Genomic DNA, 20,226 nt, shown 5'->3' on the forward strand with positions numbered 1-20,226 from the left:
AACAGAACAGTGAATGACTGAGCGTCAGAACCGTCGCCCTTTGCACACTTGCGTCTACTCCGATTCTGTTTTGCAAATCGGGAGCAAACGCTAAGGTCGTGCACTAAGTTTGCTCCGGTCCTGGACTAGGCGTCAATCATTGTCGCTCGTGGTTGCTCGTGATGTAGCGCCAACCGTTTAGTGTCAATACTTACGGTTTGGAAACTCTTTAGCAGCGATTTCGGCTGGGAACACGCCCTCCACCGTGGTGATCCGTTTTGGCACTGATTTACCAGCAACGATGTCTTTGGCAACTTGCATCAATTGTGGTCCCAGCAATGGACTGCATTCGACGGTGACGTTCAACTTACCCGCCATCATGGCTTCGAATGCGCCTTTCACACCATCCACCGAAATGATGAGGATGTCTTTACCTGGTTTAAGACCGGCTTCTTCGATTGCCTGAATTGCTCCAATCGCCATATCGTCGTTATGCGCGTACAAGACATTGATTTTCTTGCCTTCAGCTTTAAGGAAAGCTTCCATCACTTCCTTGCCTTTGGCACGCGTGAAATCACCTGTTTGCGAGCGGATAATTTTGAGACGTGGATTCGTGGCGATCTCTTGCTCGAAACCGGCTTTGCGGTCAATCGCCGGTGCAGACCCTACCGTGCCTTGCAATTCAACGATATTGATATCACCGGCTGGCATGGTCTTGGCGCGCTCTAGCAACCAGCGACCAGCACGGTGTCCTTCTTCAACAAAGTCAGAACCAATAAAGGTGACATAAAGCGATTTATCTGTGACGTTGACCGCGCGATCCGTGAGGATAACTGGAATTTTTGCGCTTTTGGCTTCTTTTAGGACAGTGTCCCATCCTGATTCCACTACTGGAGAAAATGCAATTACATCCACTTTTTGGGCGATGTAGGAGCGGATTGCTTTGATCTGGTTTTCTTGCTTTTGCTGTGCATCCGAGAATTTAAGCGTGACACCGGCTTTGCCCGCGGCGTCTTTGATCGACGCCGTATTGGCGGTGCGCCATTCACTTTCAGCGCCTACCTGCGCAAAACCCATTACTAGTGATTTGTCTGCGAATGCACTCGATGCAATCCCAAAATCTAGTCCTAAAAATAATGCGGACGCTAATATTTTTTTGCTGGTTAATTTCATTTGTCTTCTCCTTGGAGCTGGTTTAACACGCTGTTTGCGGATCATGCGACGCATAACGCGCCGATGTTTGTTTTACTGTTCTTTGATTCCGCAATGCTTCGCCTTGCAACAATTCGCTGTTCTGATTGTTCCAAACCACTTCATATCCTAGAAGAAAGATTGATATTTATCCAATGAATTTTTTGCTGTAAGCGATAACCATTTAGGTATTGAATCAAATTCAACATCGAATAGTTATTTTTTTAATATTTATTTAAGAGATTTGAGTATTGCTTATTCGAATTATTTCATCATTGAAAGCTTTATAGTCGATTAAGATCATTGCATAAACCTATCAGAATACTATTCCAATATTAAATATATGATAAACCCGAAACCATCAGGAACGACCTCTTCTGCCATCCGCGTAGTTGAACTCCAATCGGCGACACAACGGTTGCAAGTTCTACCGACCTTGGGTGGAAGTATTGCTGCATGGGATTGGAAGTTGAAAGAACAATGGAGTCCTCTTTTGCGGTCATGGGATGGAACCTCAAAGGATCGCTATGCCATGGCCTGTTTTCCGCTGGTTCCATGGTCGAATCGGATTACTGATGGCGGGTTCACCCATCAAGGACGGCACTATCCAGTTCTTGAAAACCGCGCGGGCGAGCCATATCCGATTCACGGGGATGCGTGGCTGCAAAAATGGCGGGTTGCCAACCGAACCCCAAACAGTATTCAATTGACGCTAAAATCGGATTGCTTTGATGGCAATCCACACAGTTATCGTTGCAGCCAGACTTTGACGTTAACGGACGATGGGCTATCGATAGCGTTATTAGTAACCCATTTGGGAGCCGAATCCTTACCTTACGGCCTCGGATTACATCCCTACTTTCCACGAAATGAGGCGACGCGATTTAGTTCGCGGGCCGATGGCGTGTGGCTTTCGGATAGCGATCAGATCCCGACTGCTCACACGAAGGCCTTTCCACAGACCTGGAATTATAATCATCCAGCCGCATTGGAAGGACCATTGATTGATAATTGCTTTACGGGATGGGATGGAAAGGCGCTGATTAGCTACCCTGACCGAGGGCTGGAACTGTCAGTGACAATGGATAACTGTAGTAGCTATAGTTTGATGTATCGGCCACCGAAGCATGACTATTTTTGCTTCGAACCGATTACGCATCCAATTAATGCATTCCACGTAACCGGAAAACCAGGTTTGGTCACGCTAGCACGTGGACAAACTCTCTCGATGAAGACCCATTTTCAGGTCAGCGTAATGTAAGCGTACTGTAGATCCTGAGCTGAAATCCGGCTGGTCCGGAAATCAGCCTTGCCTGACCGCCAATCGGCAGCGTGACTTTATCGCGCACATGACCGAATGGCAAGCCGGTCAAAATTGGAACAGATATGTTCGAACGCAAATAGGCCAACATGGCATCAAAATCGTAGCCGTTGTCGTGGGCCGCCAAGCGATAATGTGAAAAATCGCCCAGCACTATCGCCTGTTGGCGCTCTGCAATTCCGGCGTATTGAAGTTGTAAGATCATCCGTTCGATGCGATACGGATGCTCACCGATATCTTCAAGAAATAAAATGCCACCATCAACTTGCGGCAAATAGGCCGTTCCGATAAGGTGATTGATCATCGCCAGATTGCCACCCCACAAAGTGCCGGTGACATCAAGGTCTGGATTTCCGTTGGTCTCCACATCGAGCGTTTGCTCTGCTTGACGCAGGCTTTGCCAGAAATGAGACATGGTGAATTGACTCAGTTCCACGTCACCAAAGTCACTACATAACATCGGTCCGGCAAAGCTTTGCAATCCGGTTTGCGCCAACAGGGCCAGACTGAAAGCAGTGAAATCGCTATGGCCGACGAAGAGCTTTTTACTTGCTGCGATCCGCTCAAAATCTAACAACGGTAACAAGCGCGACATGCCGTAACTGCCGCGTACTGCCATGACAATTTGCACTTGTGGATTATCAATCGCTGCGTATATTTGTGCCAACCGCCCTGCTTCGGTGCCGCCAAATCGCTGATATTTCTGCGTCCCGTCGTAGTAGTTATAAACGACGCAACCTTGTTGTTGCAGAGCCAGAATGCCACGCCCAAGCACCTGCTGATCCAGCGCATAACCGCTTGGCGCGATCAACGCAACGCCAACTTTTTTGGCAAATAGCGCAAGCTCTGGTGTTTGCAAATCGGCTGGCAAATCGGCTGGCAAATCGGCTGGCAAATCGGAATTTTCTAGATCCACTGATGCGTCCTGGAAACGTTTTACAATAATTCAGGTTGATTTTTTTGCGCCAGACGACGCTCGGAAAAAAACTGTTTAAGCAGTGTGCCACATTCGTCGGATAGGACACCACCGGTTAACGCGGTGTGATGGTTCAGCCTTTCTTGCTCAAAGACGTTGAGCACAGAACCGCCAGCGCCAGTCTTTGGATCGCTAGCGCCATAAATCACGCGTGAGAGGCGCGCGTGCATCATTGCGCCTGCGCACATCAGGCAGGGTTCCAGTGTGACATAGAGTTCACAACCGGGTAGACGATAATTGCCAAGTAACGTCGCGGCAGCCCGCAGCGCCATTATTTCGGCATGCGCAGTTGGGTCATGATTGCCTATCGGATGGTTAAATCCGGAGGCGATAATAACGCCATCTTTCACCACGACTGCGCCGACCGGCACTTCACCCAATGCCCAAGCGTTGTGTGCTTGCGCTATTGCTTGCCGCATGAAAATGTCATCGGTTGAAGCGGCGTCTATTGGATGAGAAAGATTATCCATACGGTGAAATTTATCAGAACAACTAATAATGCATGGAAACGAAGAGAATTGCGCAACCGTTGCGCTGACCATTCAATCATATAAATGAACTTTGCGCGCTTGAGTTGAAGGTCCGGTAACTGACCTCAAGGCGTATTAATCAACGATCTTCAGAAATCTCCGCCCAGCAATTTGGGGTTTCGTGCAATACCAATTTTTGTAAATGCAAACCTGTACCGTAGTGATCCTTGTAAGCGGCCTTGAGGATGTCATAGGCAGCGCGGGCAAGATTTTCGACAGTCGGAATACGATCAATGATTACGGTCTTGTGATCTGGCAAAGTCGCCAAAAAAGCGCGCACGACGGTGTCTTTTTCATAGACCAGAAATGCATGGTCCCAGACATCAACCAGATGCTGTTTAGCCAGCGTCTTGATATCCGAAAAGTCCATAATCATGCCATTGTCGGAGCTTCCCTCGACTTCAATAATGGCACCGACCAACGTAATTTCAAGCGTATAACGATGGCCATGCAAGTTGCGGCATTGGCTTTTGTGATCGGGGATGCGATGACCGGCATCGAACTCTAATTTGCGAGTAATGGTTAACATAATTCATTTTCAATTAATACTGATCAACTATTTGATCTAAAACGAGTCCAAATCATCAAACCCGAAGCGCTTTAAGGACAGTATTGAATCACAGCTTAGCAATGGAACTTTGCAAGGCAGACTTCAGAAGCAGTACAAAGGCTTAAAGACGCCAATGGTATAAGTTTAGGGAATCTGTAAAAGTTTGTGCGTTTGCAAGCTCAATTTCCACTTCGGATTGCGCTTGCAGGTTTCAATTGCGCGTTGCAGATTATCCGCCAACAACGGACCATCCATCGCCTGCAAATAGAAATGATCGAAATCAAGCGTTTCATATGTCGCCAGCGCTTGTCCGAGTTGGGGAATGACGACTTTGAGCTCATTTCCTTTGTGGACTTTAAGCACCGATCCCATTTTTGGGCTGACGCAGATCCAGTCTACACCGGCTGGCACGTCGATTGTTCCGTTGGTTTCTATGGCGATTTCAAAACCGGCCGCGTGCATGCTGTCGATCAATGCAGCGTCCAGTTGTAAAAGAGGCTCGCCGCCGGTGAAGACGACAAATTTGCTGGCGGTATACGATTCCGGCCACAACGCGTTGATCGTACTGGCCAGTGCGTCAGCAGTCTTGAATTTGCCGCCGCCTTCCCCGTCCGTCCCGACAAAATCGGTGTCACAAAACTGGCAAATGGCTTTGCTGCGATCTTCCTCGCGTCCGGTCCACAAATTGCAACCGCTAAAGCGACAAAATACCGCGGGGCGTCCGGCGTGCGTGCCCTCGCCTTGCAGTGTATAAAAAATTTCTTTGATGCTGTATGTCACGGTGCTTCTCACAAATAACTGAAAATGAAATCAACCTAGCATTTTAACGTACAAAATGGTATTTCCTGCTGTGACCGACTTTAGTCAGAATGACGATATAAAACTGACACTCATTTATCGAATACGATTTCTATTATATCGAATCAATTAAGTGATCAATAAGGCAATCATTTCAACCAAATAAAGTCCTGATCGCAAAATGCGGAAAATCGCCTTAGAATGCAAGCCAGCCCGGCAAAACTTGAGGAGCCCCACTGAAAGCACGATAGGGAAAACCACGATTGAGCTCAGCAGTTAGAATGGGTTGATTAAGTGTGCAAAGCAAAATCCACAGCCCAGCCTATAATATTCCATGGCTACCCCATGCACCGCCACCGCTACCGTTAATATGTGGGAGTATTTTCATCCTGCTGTCTCGGCTTGGTTCCGCAGCACTTTTAAGAGTGCCACGGAGGCGCAGCAGCTCGCGTGGCCGTTAATTCGCAGCGGTCGTCCTACCTTGGTCGCGGCACCGACCGGATCCGGCAAAACCCTGACGGCTTTTTTGGCGGCGATAGACGCGCTGGTAAAAGAGAGTGTATTGCGCAATGGCATCCTGCCGGATGTGACTTCAGTGATTTATGTTTCTCCACTGAAAGCGTTGTCTAATGATATCCGTATTAATCTCGATGCACCGCTAGAAGGCATTGCGCGCGAACTGGCGCAGATGGGCTTGCCCGACCACGGCATACGAGCCGCTGTGCGCACTGGCGACACGACCACTGCCGAACGACTGGCAATGCGCAAACGCGCACCGCATATTCTCGTCACCACGCCGGAATCCTTATACGTCCTGTTATGTTCCGATAGTGGTCGGGCGATGTTGGCTGGCACACGGACGGTCATTGTTGATGAGATTCATGCAGTTGCTGGCAGCAAGCGCGGCAGTCATCTGGCGCTAAGTCTGGCGCGGCTTGATGCGCTTTGCGAACAGCGTCCCACCCGGATTGGCTTGTCCGCGACGCAAAAACCACTGGATGCAGTTGCGCGATTTCTGGTGGGACGTTACGACGATGGCACTGAAACAATGGTCAACGACTGCGCTATCGTCGATGTCGGCCACATCCGTCGACGCGATCTGGCGATTGAATTGCCACCCGTTCCGCTCGAAGCCGTCATGGCCAATGACGTATGGGAACGGGTTTATGACCGAATGGCAGAACTGGTCTCCATGCATCGCACGACGCTGGTATTCGTCAACACGCGGCGCATGGCTGAGCGTGCCGCCCGCCATTTGGCTGAACGTCTGGGAACCAGCGCGGTCGCCGCGCATCACGGAAGCCTTGCCAAGGAATATCGTTTAGATGCTGAACAACGGCTTAAACGCGGCGACCTGCGCGTGTTGATCGCCACCGCGTCGCTGGAGCTGGGTATCGATATCGGTGATGTTGATCTGGTTTGTCAGGTTGGTTCACCTCGCAGCATCGCGGCCGTTTTACAACGTGTCGGGCGTTCAGGGCATCAGGTTGGCGGCATGCCCAAAGGCCGCCTGTTTCCGACATCACGGGATGACTTGATTGAATGCGCGGCGCTGTTGGATTGCATACGGCGCGACGAACTCGATTTGCTCCACATTCCAAACGCCCCGCTAGATGTTCTGGCCCAGCAAATTGTTGCCGAGGTGGCTTGTCAGGAGTGGACCGAAGATGAATTGTTCGCGCTGGTTCGGCGTGCTGAACCTTATGCAGCACTGGCGCGCGGGCAATACGACGCGATCCTTCGCATGCTGACTGAAGGCTATACGGGGCGAAATGGTGTCCGTGGTGCCTATCTGCACCGCGACACCGTCGCTGGCACATTGCGGGGGCGAAGAGGCGCGAAGCTGACGGCTGTCACATCCGGCGGTACGATACCCGATAATGCAGATTACACTGTATTGCTGGAACCGCAGGGACATCCGATTGGGACGGTGCACGAAGATTTTGCGGTCGAAAGCATCGCGGGCGATATTTTCCAATTAGGCAATACGTCTTACCGGATTCTGAAGGTTGAAACCGGACGGGTTAGGGTTGAGGATGCGCATGGCATGCCGCCGAGCATCCCTTTCTGGCTCGGCGAAGCACCCGGACGAAGCGATGAACTGTCGGTCGGGGTCGCACGTTTGCGCGCCAGAGTTGATCAGCTTCTATCGAGCACAACTGGCATTCTGCGGCTACATAACGTCAAGGATGCCGATTCCGACAGTACGGTCACATTTAGCGGTGAGACGCCCACTCTGTCGGCGGCTATTGACTGGCTGGTTGAACAAGTCGGCCTTGACGATAGTTCGGCGCGCCAGATCGTCGATTATCTCGCGCCTGCCCGCGCTGCATTAGGCGCACTTCCAACGCAAGATACGCTGGTGATGGAGCGTTTCTTCGATGAATCTGGCGGTATGCAACTAGTGCTGCATTCACCGTTTGGCAGTCGCATTAACCGCGCTTGGGGGTTGGCGCTACGCAAGCGTTTCTGCCGCACCTTCAACTTCGAATTACAGGCCGCAGCCACCGAAGATGCCATCGTTTTATCACTTTCAACCAGCCAGAGCTTTGCCCTGGATGAAGTCTGGCGCTATTTAAAGTCCGGCAATGCCGAACACGTATTGATTCAGGCGCTGCTGGATGCACCGCTATTCAATGTGCGTTGGCGCTGGAACGCGACGGTTGCACTGGCGCTGCCACGCTATAGCGGCGGCCGTAAAGTCGCGCCACAATTGCAGCGGATGAAAAGCGACGATCTGTTAGCCGCCGTATTCCCTGATCAGGCAGCATGCCTTGAGAATGTGGTTGGCGAACGTGAACTACCCAATCATCCATTGGTGATGCAAACCATCGACGATTGTCTGCATGACGCGATGGACACCGTCGGCTGGATTGCACTGCTACGCCGTATTGAGCAAGGTGATGTGACGCTCATTGCCCGCGACTTGCCAACGCCATCGCCGCTGGCCATGGAGATACTGAATGCAAGGCCTTACGCTTTTCTTGATGATGCACCATTAGAAGAGCGCCGCACTCAAGCCGTACAAAGTCGTCGATGGACCGATCCTACTTCGGTTGACGATATGAGCGCACTGGATGTTGACGCCATCGCAAGCGTCGTCGAAGAAGCATGGCCACGCGTACGAGATGGTGACGAAATGCACGAAGCACTGATGAGCCTCTCGTTCGTTACCAACACCGAGGCAAGGCGGTATGAAGGCTGGAGGGACTGGCTGCAATCGTTGGCGCTGAGCGGACGTGCAACACTTATGTCAATTTACCCGGACGCTACCGACGGTATTTGGATTCCACTGGAACGCATCGCTTGTTTTCAGGCGGCTTACCCGCAAGCAGTTTCCACCCCGCCCTTATTCAACCGGCAAAAAGCGCACAGTGATGGGGAGCGCAACTGGAACCGCGATGAGGCAATTGTTGAGATTCTGAGAGCGCGGCTTTCTGGTTTCGGGCCGCAATTGCTAGCGGAGCTAACGCAGACCGTCGGCTTACCAGCGATGACCCTTACCTCCGGGCTGGTTCGGCTTGAGTCAGAAGGTTATGTCATGCGCGGGCGCTTTACACCCGGCATCGCCGAGGAAGAATGGTGTGAACGGCACCTGTTGGCGCGTATCCATCGGTACACAATCAAGCGTTTGCGACGGGAAATTGAACCGGTCGAACGCCAGGATTTCATGCGATTTCTGTTCGATTGGCAGCATTTAACACCAGATACACAATTAAAAGGACCAAATGCGTTGTCATCCGTTATCGCCCAATTGGAAGGATTTGAAGGGGCTGCGGCAGGCTGGGAAAGCGCGATCCTTCCAGCACGATTGAGCGACTATTCCCCGCAGTTGCTAGATGATTTATGTCGTAGTGGCAAGGTGGTGTGGACCCGTATTGCAGCGCCGTTACGCGCTGGGGCCGGTCCGCTGCGTAGTACCCCAATCGCACTTCTGCAACGTCGCCATTTGCGTATCTGGAATGCGCTTCAACCTACCAATGAGCAACCCGAAATATCACCGCGCTCAGAACGTGTCCACATGGCGTTGCTACGCCATGGCGCAATGTTCTTCGATGAACTACTCACTGATACACGTTTGCTGCCAACAGAGTTGGAAAATGCACTTGGTGAATTAGTTTCCGCTGGCCTGATCAATGCTGACAGTTTTGCAGGATTACGGGCATTGTTAGTGCCAACAGCGAAACGCGCCGAACATTCCCGCCGCCGTCATCGGGGCTGGCCCATGACAACTATGGACGAGGCTGGGCGTTGGGCTTTGGTGCGCCCTATTGCCTCAAATATCGACCCAGACCGCGATCCAGACCGAGACCCAAACCTTAATATGACACCAACAACCATTTCGGGCAGAAAACCACGAATCGATCCATTGGTGCTGGAACACATTGCTATGGTGTTATTGCGGCGCTATGGGGTTGTTTTCTGGCGGTTACTTGAACGCGAAGCCAATTGGTTGCCGCCATGGCGTGATTTGCTCCCCATCTTCCATCGTCTTGAAGCGCGGGGAGAACTACGGGGCGGCCGTTTTGTCGGCGGTTTATCGGGCGAACAATTCGCCTTACCGGAGGCCATTCCACTGCTCCGTGATGTGCGTCGGCGGCCTGGTTCCGGTGATCTGATTTGCATCTCTGGCGTCGACCCTCTTAACCTCTGCGGAGCCATGCTGCCCGGCGAAAAAGTCCCTGCATTGAGCGCTAACCGCGTGCTATTCCGGGACGGACTGCCTGTTGCAACGGTGATTGCGGGAAAAATAAGCTATCTCATTGCGCTTGAGTCAGGCGACCAGGAGCCTATCCGTAAAGCGTTAACAGGTCTTCATTAACCTTCGTCATTGCGCGTCATCTAAAGGCAAGTTCCTAGACGCTTCCCAAGAGAAATAACACCGCGTTGGCGTTGGCCTAAAAAAAGCCCGCATGACCTTTCGGCTGCGGGCTGAATCCAAACCTTAGGAGGTGTTGGAGGAGACAGATTCAATATACCGTTTCACAAACAATCGACGATGCCTCTTTACAAACTATTACATTCATACAGAGTTGGCGCTCATCCACGTCGATGACATTGGAATATTTTATATTTCCCTAAAGAAATTAATATGGTGCAATAATTGCAGACTTATCCGCACCAGCATAGCAATTACGAGATGTGATTATTTGCCTGATCAGCATTTTCACATGGCAACTTGCGGTTAGGCCCGCGTGGTATTTCGCTGCGATATTGCGCGTCCCACTTTCACTCTGGACGAAACGATCACTGAGATCAGGCAGCCGCCAGCGACGCGACATGCCCAATTTTTAGTCGAATACGCAAGGCAACGGCGTTACCCGATGACAACCTTGCACCGCTGTTAAATTGCCCAGCCACCGCCATAAAATACTGCCAGAACGATCGCGATGGCGACTGTGCCGAATGTTAGCTTGCGGTACTCGCCTGAAACAATGCGGCCGATTACCAAGGTACAGAAGCCGAGCATAATGCCCGTTACGATATTGCATGTCAGGACAATGAATACGGCACAAACTAGTCCAGCCATCGCATCGACCGTATCCTCCATATGCATCTTGCTGACACTGCCAAGCATCAATAATCCGACGTACATCAATGCGGGCGCAGTGGCGTAGGAAGGCACCAGGCCAGCCAATGGCGAGAAGAAGATAACCCCGAGAAACAGCAAGCCCACCACCACTGCAGTAAGACCGGTTCTAGCGCCAGCGGCTGTGCCGACGGTGGATTCAATATACGCAGCAGCAGGTGCACCACCGACAAAGCCAGCAAATATTGAACTGAGTGAGTCTGCTGTCAGTGCACGACCACCGTTGAGAATGTAGCCGTTTTCACTGACTTGTCCAGCCTGTCCGGCCACCGCACGAATGGTACCCGTGGCATCGAACACTGCAGTCATGACCAACGCCAGCACGCTCGGCAATACTGTCATGCTCAGCGCGCCTTTGATATCCATCGCGCCGATCAATGAGGCGTGACCCGGAGAGCTAAGCGCTGGCCATGCAAACACACCCGTAAATTTAACGGCTGGATCAAATATTAATCCGATGATTGATATGCCAATGACGACTAGTAAAATACCGCCTGGCACACGCCGACGTTCAAGACCGAAGATAGCCGCCAGTCCAACGATGCTCATCACGACTGGAAAAGAGGTGATGTGGCCAAGTGCCACTGGCAATCCAGGACCGGCATTTTTAACTACTAAACCTACGTCGTTTGACGCAATCAATAGCAAGAACAAACCGATACCGACACCCGTTCCGTGGGCGACACCGGCAGGCAAATTTTGCAGAATCCATGAACGCACGCCGGTCACTGAAATAGCCGTAAAGACCAAACCAGTCAGAAAGACTGCACCAAGAGCGACAGCTGGCGTTATGCCTTTGCCGAGCACCAAGCCAAACGCAGTGAATGCCGTCAACGAAATCGCACAACCAACCGCGATAGGCAAACGCGCCCAGAAACCCATTATTAGAGAACCAAAGGCGGTAGTCAGACATACGGCGACAAATACGGCGCTAACATCAAACCCGGCCTTGCCCAGCATATCCGGCACAACGAACACCGAGTAGACCATTGCCAAAAAGGTGGTGACCCCGGCAATAATTTCACGACGCTGCGTACTGCCGCGTGCAGTGATTTGAAAGTATTTGTCTATCCTGCCGGTTCCTGTTTCGGGTACAACCCCGATAGCTGGGTCAATGCCAGCGGCATCAAGACCGGAAGCTTTAAAACTACCTGTCGGCGGGGACTGAAGTTGTGGTTCCATCATGATCAAGCTACTCCTTTATTATCCTCTGAGGCAATATGCGTGCAATCGTCTTCAGGGTGTCTCGTGTTATGTTTTTGAACGCACCCGAATCGAGAAGCAATACCTCGGTCCTAGCCCGCTCTTAGTATGGAATGTGTGAATATTTCCCACAAATACAGCTTATGGTATGTAAAGTATCGGACCCATCATGATAGGTAAATAACCGCCATTTGCTTTTGGATATGCGGGAACGTTATAACGAGCAATAAATTATGCCCACGCCAGAACCAAAGCAGATCATTTATCAATGATAAATATTGGTTTTTAGCGCTAGAGCAAGGGAGAAAAAATTGGTAGAGAAAGCAAAATGACCCAATTAGCACTTCATTAATGCGTTATTTTTTCAACAAACGTCGATCACTTTTCTCGCTAATTAAGAGCTGCTGCCGGCTCCCGTGGCCGAATGCAACGGCGCTAACAAAAATTGCAGATCTTCCGTATTAAATTTCTGTGCCAATGCGCCGTCGCTGCCCAGCACTCCTTCGGCCAGCGCTGCTTTGCGAACTTGTAAATCTAAAATTCTTTCTTCGATACTGCCTTCGATCACCAGTTTGTAGACGAATACCACGTGCTCTTGCCCAATACGATGCGCGCGGGCCGTAGCCTGCTCTTCAACAGCCGGATTCCACCATGGGTCCATGTGAATAACGGTGTCTGCGGCGGTCAAGTTCAAACCGACGCCGCCAGCCTTTAGACTAATCAACAAAATCGGTACGGTTTTACTTTGAAATTGCGCGACTAATGCACCACGCTTTGCTGGCGGCGTCTTGCCGGTCAGGGCAAGCCAAGGGATTCCCAATAGCTTGAGCTCAGCTTCGAGCATGCCGAGTAATTCAGTAAATTGAGAAAATACCAGAATGCGACGACCTTCGGCGACCAGCGACGGCAGCATGTCGCGCAGCATTTCTAACTTGGCGCGTTCCATTGTTTTGGCGTGTTGTATTCCCTTTAGTAAATATGGATCACAACATACTTGTCGTAGTTTGAGTAATGCGTCGAGGATGGTGATTTGTCCTCCAGAAAATCCCTTGCGCTTTAATATACGCCGCACATGCTCGTCAGCGGCCACACGCACACTTTCATAAAGCGCGCGCTGCTGGCCTTGTAATTGCAAACGTTTGATCACTTCGATCTTGGCGGGTAACTCAGTGGCGACTTCATCCTTGCGTCGTCGCAGGATAAAAGGCCGTATCCGTTGCGCCAATAACTGTGCCCGCAACGTTTCACCGCTTACTTCAATTGGCTTGCGCCATAAGCGCATAAAACTGCGCGCATCTCCTAAAAAACCGGGCATCAAAAAATCGAATTGCGTCCATAACTCACCGAGATGGTTTTCCAACGGTGTGCCTGTAATGCAGAGACGATGACGCGCCTTTATACGGCGCACGGCGTTCGCACTGCGGGCTGCGGCATTCTTAACGGTCTGTGCTTCATCCAAGATCAGCATGTAAAAATCTTGCGCTTCGAGGATGGTTCGGTCACGCCACAGCAAAGGATATGTCGTCAGGACGACATCATGATCTGCTATGCGAAAAAAATCCTGCTTTCTGTTTGGCCCTTGCAACGTCAGAACACGCAGACTTGGTGCCATGCGTTTTGCTTCAGATTGCCAATTAAAGACGAGCGAGGTGGGCAGGACAATCAATACTGGACGATCCAGTCGACCAGATTGCTGTTCTATCAGTAGATGAGCAAGCGCCTGAGCGGTCTTCCCCAAGCCCATGTCATCCGCCAGGATGCCAGCCAAATTTTGCGCGCGCAGATATTGCAACCACGCCACACCATGTAACTGATACGGCCGCAAAGTGACACCCAAGCCGGATGGTGCCTCAATCGGTTGTGGGCCAGACGATTGTTGCAATCGTTGCGCCAACTCGCGTAATCCGACGTCTCCACGTAATTGCCAGGCGCCGTGCTTGCCTGCGCGTTGCGCCTGCGTATTCATCAGATGTAGACGCATCGCTTCGAGACGATAAGCATCCCAGGATGACAGTTGTAGCGGACCATCCTTACGATCCGGATCGGTCAGCAAGTCCAGCATGCTTCCTACAATTACCTTAAGCGGCGCGGCCTCCGCCGCAATCCGCTTTCCGTTTGGCGTACGTAGCAGGATCACTGCATCGTCATCAATCAACGCCAGTCTTCTGGCGTCAAGCCAGCGTGCATCACGTTGCAATAAATTCGCTAGTAACGGTGTCAGGTCCAGTATTTCTCCGTCAATCTCTATACCTAGCGTCAACATCCACGATTCACCGGAAGGTTGACTTAATGCTGTTAAAGCCTGAGGCCGGTTCCGCATGCGCGAAATCACTTCCTTATTGCGTATTTCGCCGGTTTCCGTGCTGACAGTGAGATGCCACGCATCCACCGCCACGCTTTCGTGCGCAAAGCCTGGATGCACTACCACCGACCAACCTTCCGCTTGCAACATCGGCAACTGGTCGGCCCAGAAATCACCAAAAAAACCTTCTTGTACAAGCGTCCAAAGTGAGGCGAACTCTTGCCCGTCGCTAGCCGTGCGCCACTGCAAATTTTCGCTGGGGAGCGGGTGCAAACCGACATCCCACACGCGATCCAATGCGTCAGCTTCTGCATCAAAATTGCGTGTCAACACGCGTTGCCCTAATGCATCCTCGGCGTATTGCGATGATGAAGGGCGTCGATTTAATAGCGCGATTGGCGCAGGGGTTTCCCAATACAAGCCCTCATCATTGGTATAAGTCCACATGATACGCACGACCGTCACTAGCCCGCCACGGGGGCCAAATGGACCAGATGGTTTCATCCCTAAAAGACCGTCACCACGGCTTAAAGTTTGCAGCGTCAGTCGTGGGCGGAAATGACCCATCGATACGGGAGCATTATTCGGGAGCATGGATCATCTATCTGAGCAGAAGAAGAGGCAGTATGAACAATGTATCAAAGCGTTAAAGCTAGTGATAAAGGACCCCAATCACGCGTCGGATTGACAAATAACAATCTCGTGATCATTGATTAAACGATCACGAGATTCAGATAGCAGCCATCACTGTTGTACAGGCTTCACCAGCAAATGGCGACCAATTCACTCGGAGCACTTTCGCAAAAATGCCCATCACGCGCATTACGTTACCCGAACTAAATCAGTCTGGTTACATCAGGCCGGTTTAGGACCTTTGCGATGTGGCTTAGGTTTTGTTTTTGCAGCGTCAGAACGGTTGTTAAAATCGTTTTTATTTTTGAACGGTGGTTTATCGCTTTGTTTCTCACCCACGCGTCTGTCGCCTCCCATTTTTGGAGAAGCAAAAGATTTGCTGTTGCCCGCAAATTTTTCGGATGCTTGCGAACGCTCACCAGCGTGACTAATACGTAGTTGCTGCCCTGCCACCCAGACAGTTTTTAAATGTTCGAGCAGTTCTTTTGGCATACCTTCTGGCAAATCGAGCGTGCTGTGATCATCAAATATTTCGATGCGGCCAATATATTTGGAATCCAGACTAGCTTCGTTGGCGATAGCGCCCACAATATTGCCAGCCTTCACACCGTGTTCATTTCCGACCTCAATACGGAAGCGCTCCATACCGGCATCAGGTTTACGATCATTGCGTTCTTTTTTTGGAAACTCAGATCTCGCAACATGGTCCGGTGATTCAGAACGTTCCTTACGTTCAAACTTATCGGACGGCGAGGCACTATTTTCTCTCGGATTGCTGGGGGAAAAAGCTGCCTTCGATGTTGCCGACGCTGGCGATGTAGCAGATTTATGTCCAGCACTGGCCGTCGCACCATCAGCACTTATACGTAATTGCTGACCTGCTACCCATACAGTTTTGAGATGTTCAAGCAGTTCAGCAGGCATGTCGTTCGGCAAATCCAGCACGCTATAGTTATCGAATATTTCGATGCGTCCAATATTTTTTGAATCGATCCCCGCTTCGTTAGCAATCGCGCCAACGATATTGCCAGGCTTGACGCCGTGCGTATGGCCGACTTCTATGCGGAAGGTTTGCATGCCGACATCTGCTGCGCGATCAACACGCTCTTTCCTTGGGGCTGCCGGACGCTCATTCCGATCCGAGCGATCATTGCGATCGAATCTTTCTGAACGCTCTGCTCTTTCACCACGTTCGGGACGATCAAATTTGCCTGCATGAGAAGACCGCTCGTCCGACCAGGACGAAGTAGGCGACGCTTCACGCTGATTTTTATCCAGCAATAGCGGTACATTGCCACGCGCCATTTTTGCGAGCGCGGCAGCGATTTCGATGGCAGGAACGTTGTTTTCACGTTCATATTCTTCGATGATGGCGCGGAATTGCTCCAAGTCACCAAGACTCAACATCTCGCCTATCTGACTTTTAAACTTCGCAATACGGACATCATTGACAGCTTGAATGCTTGGCAATATTAACGGCTCAATGGGTTGGCGTGTCGCCCGTTCGATCGCTTTTAGAAGACTTTTCTCACGTGGTGTAATAAATAAAATTGCCTCGCCGCTACGACCGGCGCGACCGGTGCGCCCCACCCGGTGGGTGTAGCTTTCCGGATCGTGCGGCACATCGTAGTTGACGACGTGACTGATACGCTCGACATCGAGACCACGCGCTGCGACATCGGTGGCGACCAGAATATCAATGCGTCCATCCTTTAGCTGTTGGATGGTGCGTTCGCGTTGTGCTTGTTGGATGTCGCCGTTAATTGCGGCCGCAGAAAATCCACGCGCTTGCAACTTGCTGGCCAATTCTTCGGTACCCAATTTTGTGCGCGAAAAAATGATCATGCCATCAAACGTTTCGGCCTCTAGAATGCGAGTGAGCGCTTCTAGTTTTTGCATGCCGCTTACCAACCAATAGCGTTGACGAATGTTGTCAGCAGTGCCAGTTTTTGCTGCAATTGCGATTTCAGATGGGTCGCGCAAATACGTTTTTGCGATACGTCGGATGACCGATGGCATCGTTGCGGAGAACAATGCTGTCTGACGTGTATCTGGCGTTTTCTGAAGAATATTCTCGACATCGTCGATAAATCCCATGCGCAGCATTTCATCGGCCTCATCCAGCACCAAGGTTTTCAGCTGCGACAAATCCAGCGTATTTTTATCCAAATGATCAATCACGCGACCTGGCGTACCGACCACCACGTGCACACCACGGCGTAAAGCTCTTAACTGCGGCTCATAACTTTGGCCACCATAAATAGGCAAAACGTGAAAACCGGGAATATGGGCGGCGTATCGTTGAAAGGCTTCTGCAACCTGAATTGCGAGTTCACGCGTCGGCGCTAAGACAAGCGCCTGCGGGGTTGTTTGTTTGATATCAATGCGGGACAGAATCGGAAGAGCGAAGGCGGCGGTCTTTCCCGTCCCGGTTTGTGCTTGACCCAACACGTCGCGATTCGCTAAAAGAATCGGGATGGTGGCTGCCTGAATCGGGGACGGAGACTCATATCCGACTTCTTTCAGTACGCGTAACAGCGGCTCACTGAGATTCAAATCGGCGAATAAGGGAATAGGTGTTTCTGACATGATAACTCGCAGGTTTGCTCGAATCGCACTATGCGAAACAATGTGATGCGTAGTTTACTCTGTTGTAGGGTCATCGGGGCTTATTGACGCTAGGTATCCTACTTGTACGTAAGATAACTTCAGCCGCTCTCGCCGATAAAATAGTAACGCAGGTCTGGAAAAAATGTTGATTGGTGTGAATGTGGCCCCACGCCTTGTCCATACACCAGCTTAATATCAAGCTTAGTAATAAGTATATTAGTAAGTGTATTAATGCGAGTAATTAGAGCGACACAATGGTTAGTGCGCGCTCTTTTGGCATCAAGCGTTGCGAGACTTCCATTCTAGGTTGATTCCTTTTGCCATTTACCGAGCAGTCCAGTCACCGTCCACAACTAAATTAGCACCTGCCATAAACGATGATTCGTCGCTGGCGAGAAACACAACTGCTGCTGCGATTTCATCTGGGGTTCCCAACCGCTTCAGAACAGTTGCTTGCTCAAAGCTCCTGCGTTCCTACCGGATCAGGATTGCTAGCAAATACATCTTCCAGCAAGGCCGTTGTTGTCGGGCCTGGACACAAACAATTGATACGAGCACCTTCGGGCCCGTGGTCCATCGCCATCGCCTTGCTCAACATCACCACCTCGCCTTTTGACGCGCAATAGGCGGCAACACCAACTTCACCAACCAGCCCAACCTCTGAAGCGATATTGACGATGATACCGCCACCGCTCTCACGCATGATAGGAATGACTGGTTTTGAACAAAGGAATACGTCTTTGAGATTGACTCGCATCAACCAGTTCCATTCGTCCTTGGCAGTGGTTGTCACCGGCTTAGCAAATGCAACACCAGCATTATTAATGAGGATGTCTATACGACGATGAAAATCCAATACCTCTTGGGCTAATTCTTGCACTGCGCCCTATGACCCGACATCGGTTTTTACAAAACGCATTTTATGTTTCCCTTGCTCCGGCAACGTGGAAACCTGCTCTGTTGCATCAACGATGTCAGCAATAATAACGTATGCGCTTCACGCATGAATCTCTGCGCAATAGCGAGGCCAATGCCGCGTTGTGCACCAGTGACGATGGCGACCTTATTATATAATTTCATCAAAACACCTGGCCCGTAACAAGGCTTCATCAATAAGTGGATGACCATTGCCGGGGGAATTCAGACCAAAAAGTCTGATCAAAAAATCTGAGTCATATTTGAGTAATACAGATAGCCCGAAAAAAAGGCCTCAAAAAAAGGCATGAGCGCCCGATAGGATGGTCAAAAGAATATTGTGGTAGCGTTAAATTCAATTGCATATTTATTCCCGACGTTAGATTCATTCAATAAAAAAGTGATGAATCAGTCGGAATCAAACAGTCGGGTTTAGATACATTATTTCGGTTATCCCGCTTTGTTAACTATAAGGGATTATTGCGCATCGTCGCAAGTTTAGTATGGTGCTTATTGCGACATGCCCGAAATTATTCATTCTGTAAAATCGTACATCTAACCGATCCTTACACTCAAACTTGGAGTTGTACTGTTTAACCGTCTTATTGCCATATGAAAAGCGCAAAGCCGCGACGCATTTGAGATAGATACAATCGCCGAGGCTGAGCGCAATGGTTTTTCTGTATGCCGATTATGCGATATCGCCGAGTAGTCGAATAACCCTTTCGCTGGACTGCTGAAATCCATTTGTGAGCAACTTCTGCGCCTCTTCTTTTTTCCCTGATTGATTCAGGCTGACGACATTGGACGCGTGATAATGGAAATTTTTATGTTCCGCAACAAGTTGCTGAAACGACGCGTATTTTCCTAGCTGCTCACGTGCAGATCCGTGTAACCACTTTCCCAAGTCGCAGCGATTATCGAAACAAATAACTTCCGGACGCAGATCCTCGCTAGATTTTCCCGCGAGATAAGTATCTAACCTAATTTTCCAGTTTTCATGCGCCGCAATCGCGGCGCTAACATTCAACTCACGAATAGTCTTAAGCTGCATTTCGGACACTTCATTTGGTCCGTTCTGCTTTGAGTTGCTATCCGCCCCAAAGATATTTTTAAAAAATTTCAACATGCATGACACTCCCTGTTTTTAGTTTATTGATAATCAAAGATATTGCAGCAATTCATTTGCCACATTGCCATAACCTGAAGTCTTCGGCTGCAACATCGCCACGCAGAATTTTTAGTCTCTGAAGTGCATCACCCAAAAGACGTGGGCCTCTGAAAGCTTTCCAACGACTGCCTGCAAATATGCCATGGTCGAATATCACCTGTTTAATTTGAACCGGATGGTAATGCTGGAACACAGTTTTGTAATGAATAACGTCGAATAAAAGAAGTTTATCTAGTTAAGCGAGATATTAGAAATTGGTCAAACGAAATGGTTCGTCATTGATGACAATTATGGCTATTTACTTAAGTGAGAATGTTTGCATTGATGGAAATCAGATGTGATATTTGATAGTTCGGTGACTACACACTGTGAAGTGTGGCCTGGGTATTCTGGCCGATCGTGACCACCGATTCTGGTCTATCGTGACCGACCATTCTGGCGCATCGTGACCGCTCAT

14 protein-coding genes are annotated in these 20,226 nt (G+C 50.2%); 2 read left to right on the forward strand and 12 right to left on the reverse strand.

Annotated elements, in window-relative coordinates; translation table 11 throughout:
- Positions 1-183: 183 nt before the first annotated feature.
- On the reverse strand, positions 184-1,152 hold the full coding sequence (locus QN379_RS19520; RefSeq protein WP_323507349.1) for an ABC transporter substrate-binding protein: 969 nt from the start codon (positions 1,150-1,152) through the stop codon (positions 184-186).
- A 361-nt stretch (positions 1,153-1,513) separates the two neighbouring features.
- Here QN379_RS19520 and QN379_RS19525 point away from each other — a divergent pair, with 361 nt between their 5' ends.
- Positions 1,514-2,431, forward strand: a complete 918-nt coding sequence (locus QN379_RS19525) for an aldose 1-epimerase (protein WP_322239231.1) — start codon at positions 1,514-1,516, stop codon at positions 2,429-2,431.
- Here QN379_RS19525 and ldcA read toward each other — a convergent pair.
- The 4 genes from ldcA to queE all read right to left on the reverse strand — a co-directional run bounded on the left by ldcA (position 2,418) and on the right by queE (position 5,327).
- Complete coding sequence (ldcA, locus tag QN379_RS19530; RefSeq protein ID WP_323507350.1) at positions 2,418-3,407, reverse strand: muramoyltetrapeptide carboxypeptidase; 990 nt, start codon at positions 3,405-3,407, stop codon at positions 2,418-2,420. The genes QN379_RS19525 and ldcA overlap by 14 nt on opposite strands.
- Before the next feature lie 20 nt (positions 3,408-3,427).
- Positions 3,428-3,937, reverse strand: a complete 510-nt coding sequence (gene tadA / locus QN379_RS19535; RefSeq protein ID WP_322239235.1) for a tRNA adenosine(34) deaminase TadA — start codon at positions 3,935-3,937, stop codon at positions 3,428-3,430.
- 139 nt (positions 3,938-4,076) lie between these two features.
- On the reverse strand, positions 4,077-4,526 hold the full coding sequence (queD, locus tag QN379_RS19540) for a 6-carboxytetrahydropterin synthase QueD (protein ID WP_322239237.1): 450 nt from the start codon (positions 4,524-4,526) through the stop codon (positions 4,077-4,079).
- A gap of 165 nt (positions 4,527-4,691) precedes the next feature.
- Positions 4,692-5,327, reverse strand: coding sequence for a 7-carboxy-7-deazaguanine synthase (gene queE / locus QN379_RS19545; protein WP_322239239.1), 636 nt, complete (start codon positions 5,325-5,327; stop codon positions 4,692-4,694).
- Positions 5,328-5,679: 352 nt separating this feature from the next.
- Here queE and QN379_RS19550 point away from each other — a divergent pair, with 352 nt between their 5' ends.
- Positions 5,680-10,167 (forward strand): DEAD/DEAH box helicase, encoded by a 4,488-nt coding sequence (locus tag QN379_RS19550; protein WP_322239240.1) that lies wholly within the window; start codon positions 5,680-5,682, stop codon positions 10,165-10,167.
- A 522-nt stretch (positions 10,168-10,689) separates the two neighbouring features.
- On the opposite strand, the gene QN379_RS19555 is transcribed toward QN379_RS19550, so the two are convergent.
- The 7 genes from QN379_RS19555 to QN379_RS19580 form a co-directional block, all read right to left on the reverse strand.
- Entirely contained in the window at positions 10,690-12,120 is a 1,431-nt protein-coding gene (locus QN379_RS19555) for an NCS2 family permease (RefSeq protein WP_322239242.1), read from the reverse strand.
- 412 nt (positions 12,121-12,532) lie between these two features.
- Complete coding sequence (locus QN379_RS19560; RefSeq protein WP_322239244.1) at positions 12,533-15,034, reverse strand: DEAD/DEAH box helicase; 2,502 nt, start codon at positions 15,032-15,034, stop codon at positions 12,533-12,535.
- Between the two features lie 261 nt (positions 15,035-15,295).
- Positions 15,296-17,662: a DEAD/DEAH box helicase gene (locus QN379_RS19565; RefSeq protein ID WP_322239246.1), complete on the reverse strand. Its 2,367-nt coding sequence runs from the start codon at positions 17,660-17,662 to the stop codon at positions 15,296-15,298.
- Between the two features lie 345 nt (positions 17,663-18,007).
- A complete protein-coding gene (locus QN379_RS23745) occupies positions 18,008-18,118 on the reverse strand; it encodes an SDR family oxidoreductase (protein ID WP_369124727.1) in 111 nt (36 codons plus the stop codon).
- A gap of 22 nt (positions 18,119-18,140) precedes the next feature.
- Positions 18,141-18,563, reverse strand: a complete 423-nt coding sequence (locus tag QN379_RS19570) for an SDR family NAD(P)-dependent oxidoreductase (RefSeq protein ID WP_322239248.1) — start codon at positions 18,561-18,563, stop codon at positions 18,141-18,143.
- Between the two features lie 26 nt (positions 18,564-18,589).
- A complete protein-coding gene (locus QN379_RS19575; protein ID WP_322239250.1) occupies positions 18,590-18,763 on the reverse strand; it encodes an SDR family NAD(P)-dependent oxidoreductase in 174 nt (57 codons plus the stop codon).
- Between the two features lie 526 nt (positions 18,764-19,289).
- Positions 19,290-19,727, reverse strand: a complete 438-nt coding sequence (locus tag QN379_RS19580) for a CZB domain-containing protein (protein ID WP_322239252.1) — start codon at positions 19,725-19,727, stop codon at positions 19,290-19,292.
- Between the last annotated feature and the right edge of the window lie 499 nt (positions 19,728-20,226).

Origin of the sequence: Glaciimonas sp. Gout2 (assembly GCF_035018905.1) — a bacterium.
Taxonomy (GTDB): domain Bacteria; phylum Pseudomonadota; class Gammaproteobacteria; order Burkholderiales; family Burkholderiaceae_D; genus Glaciimonas.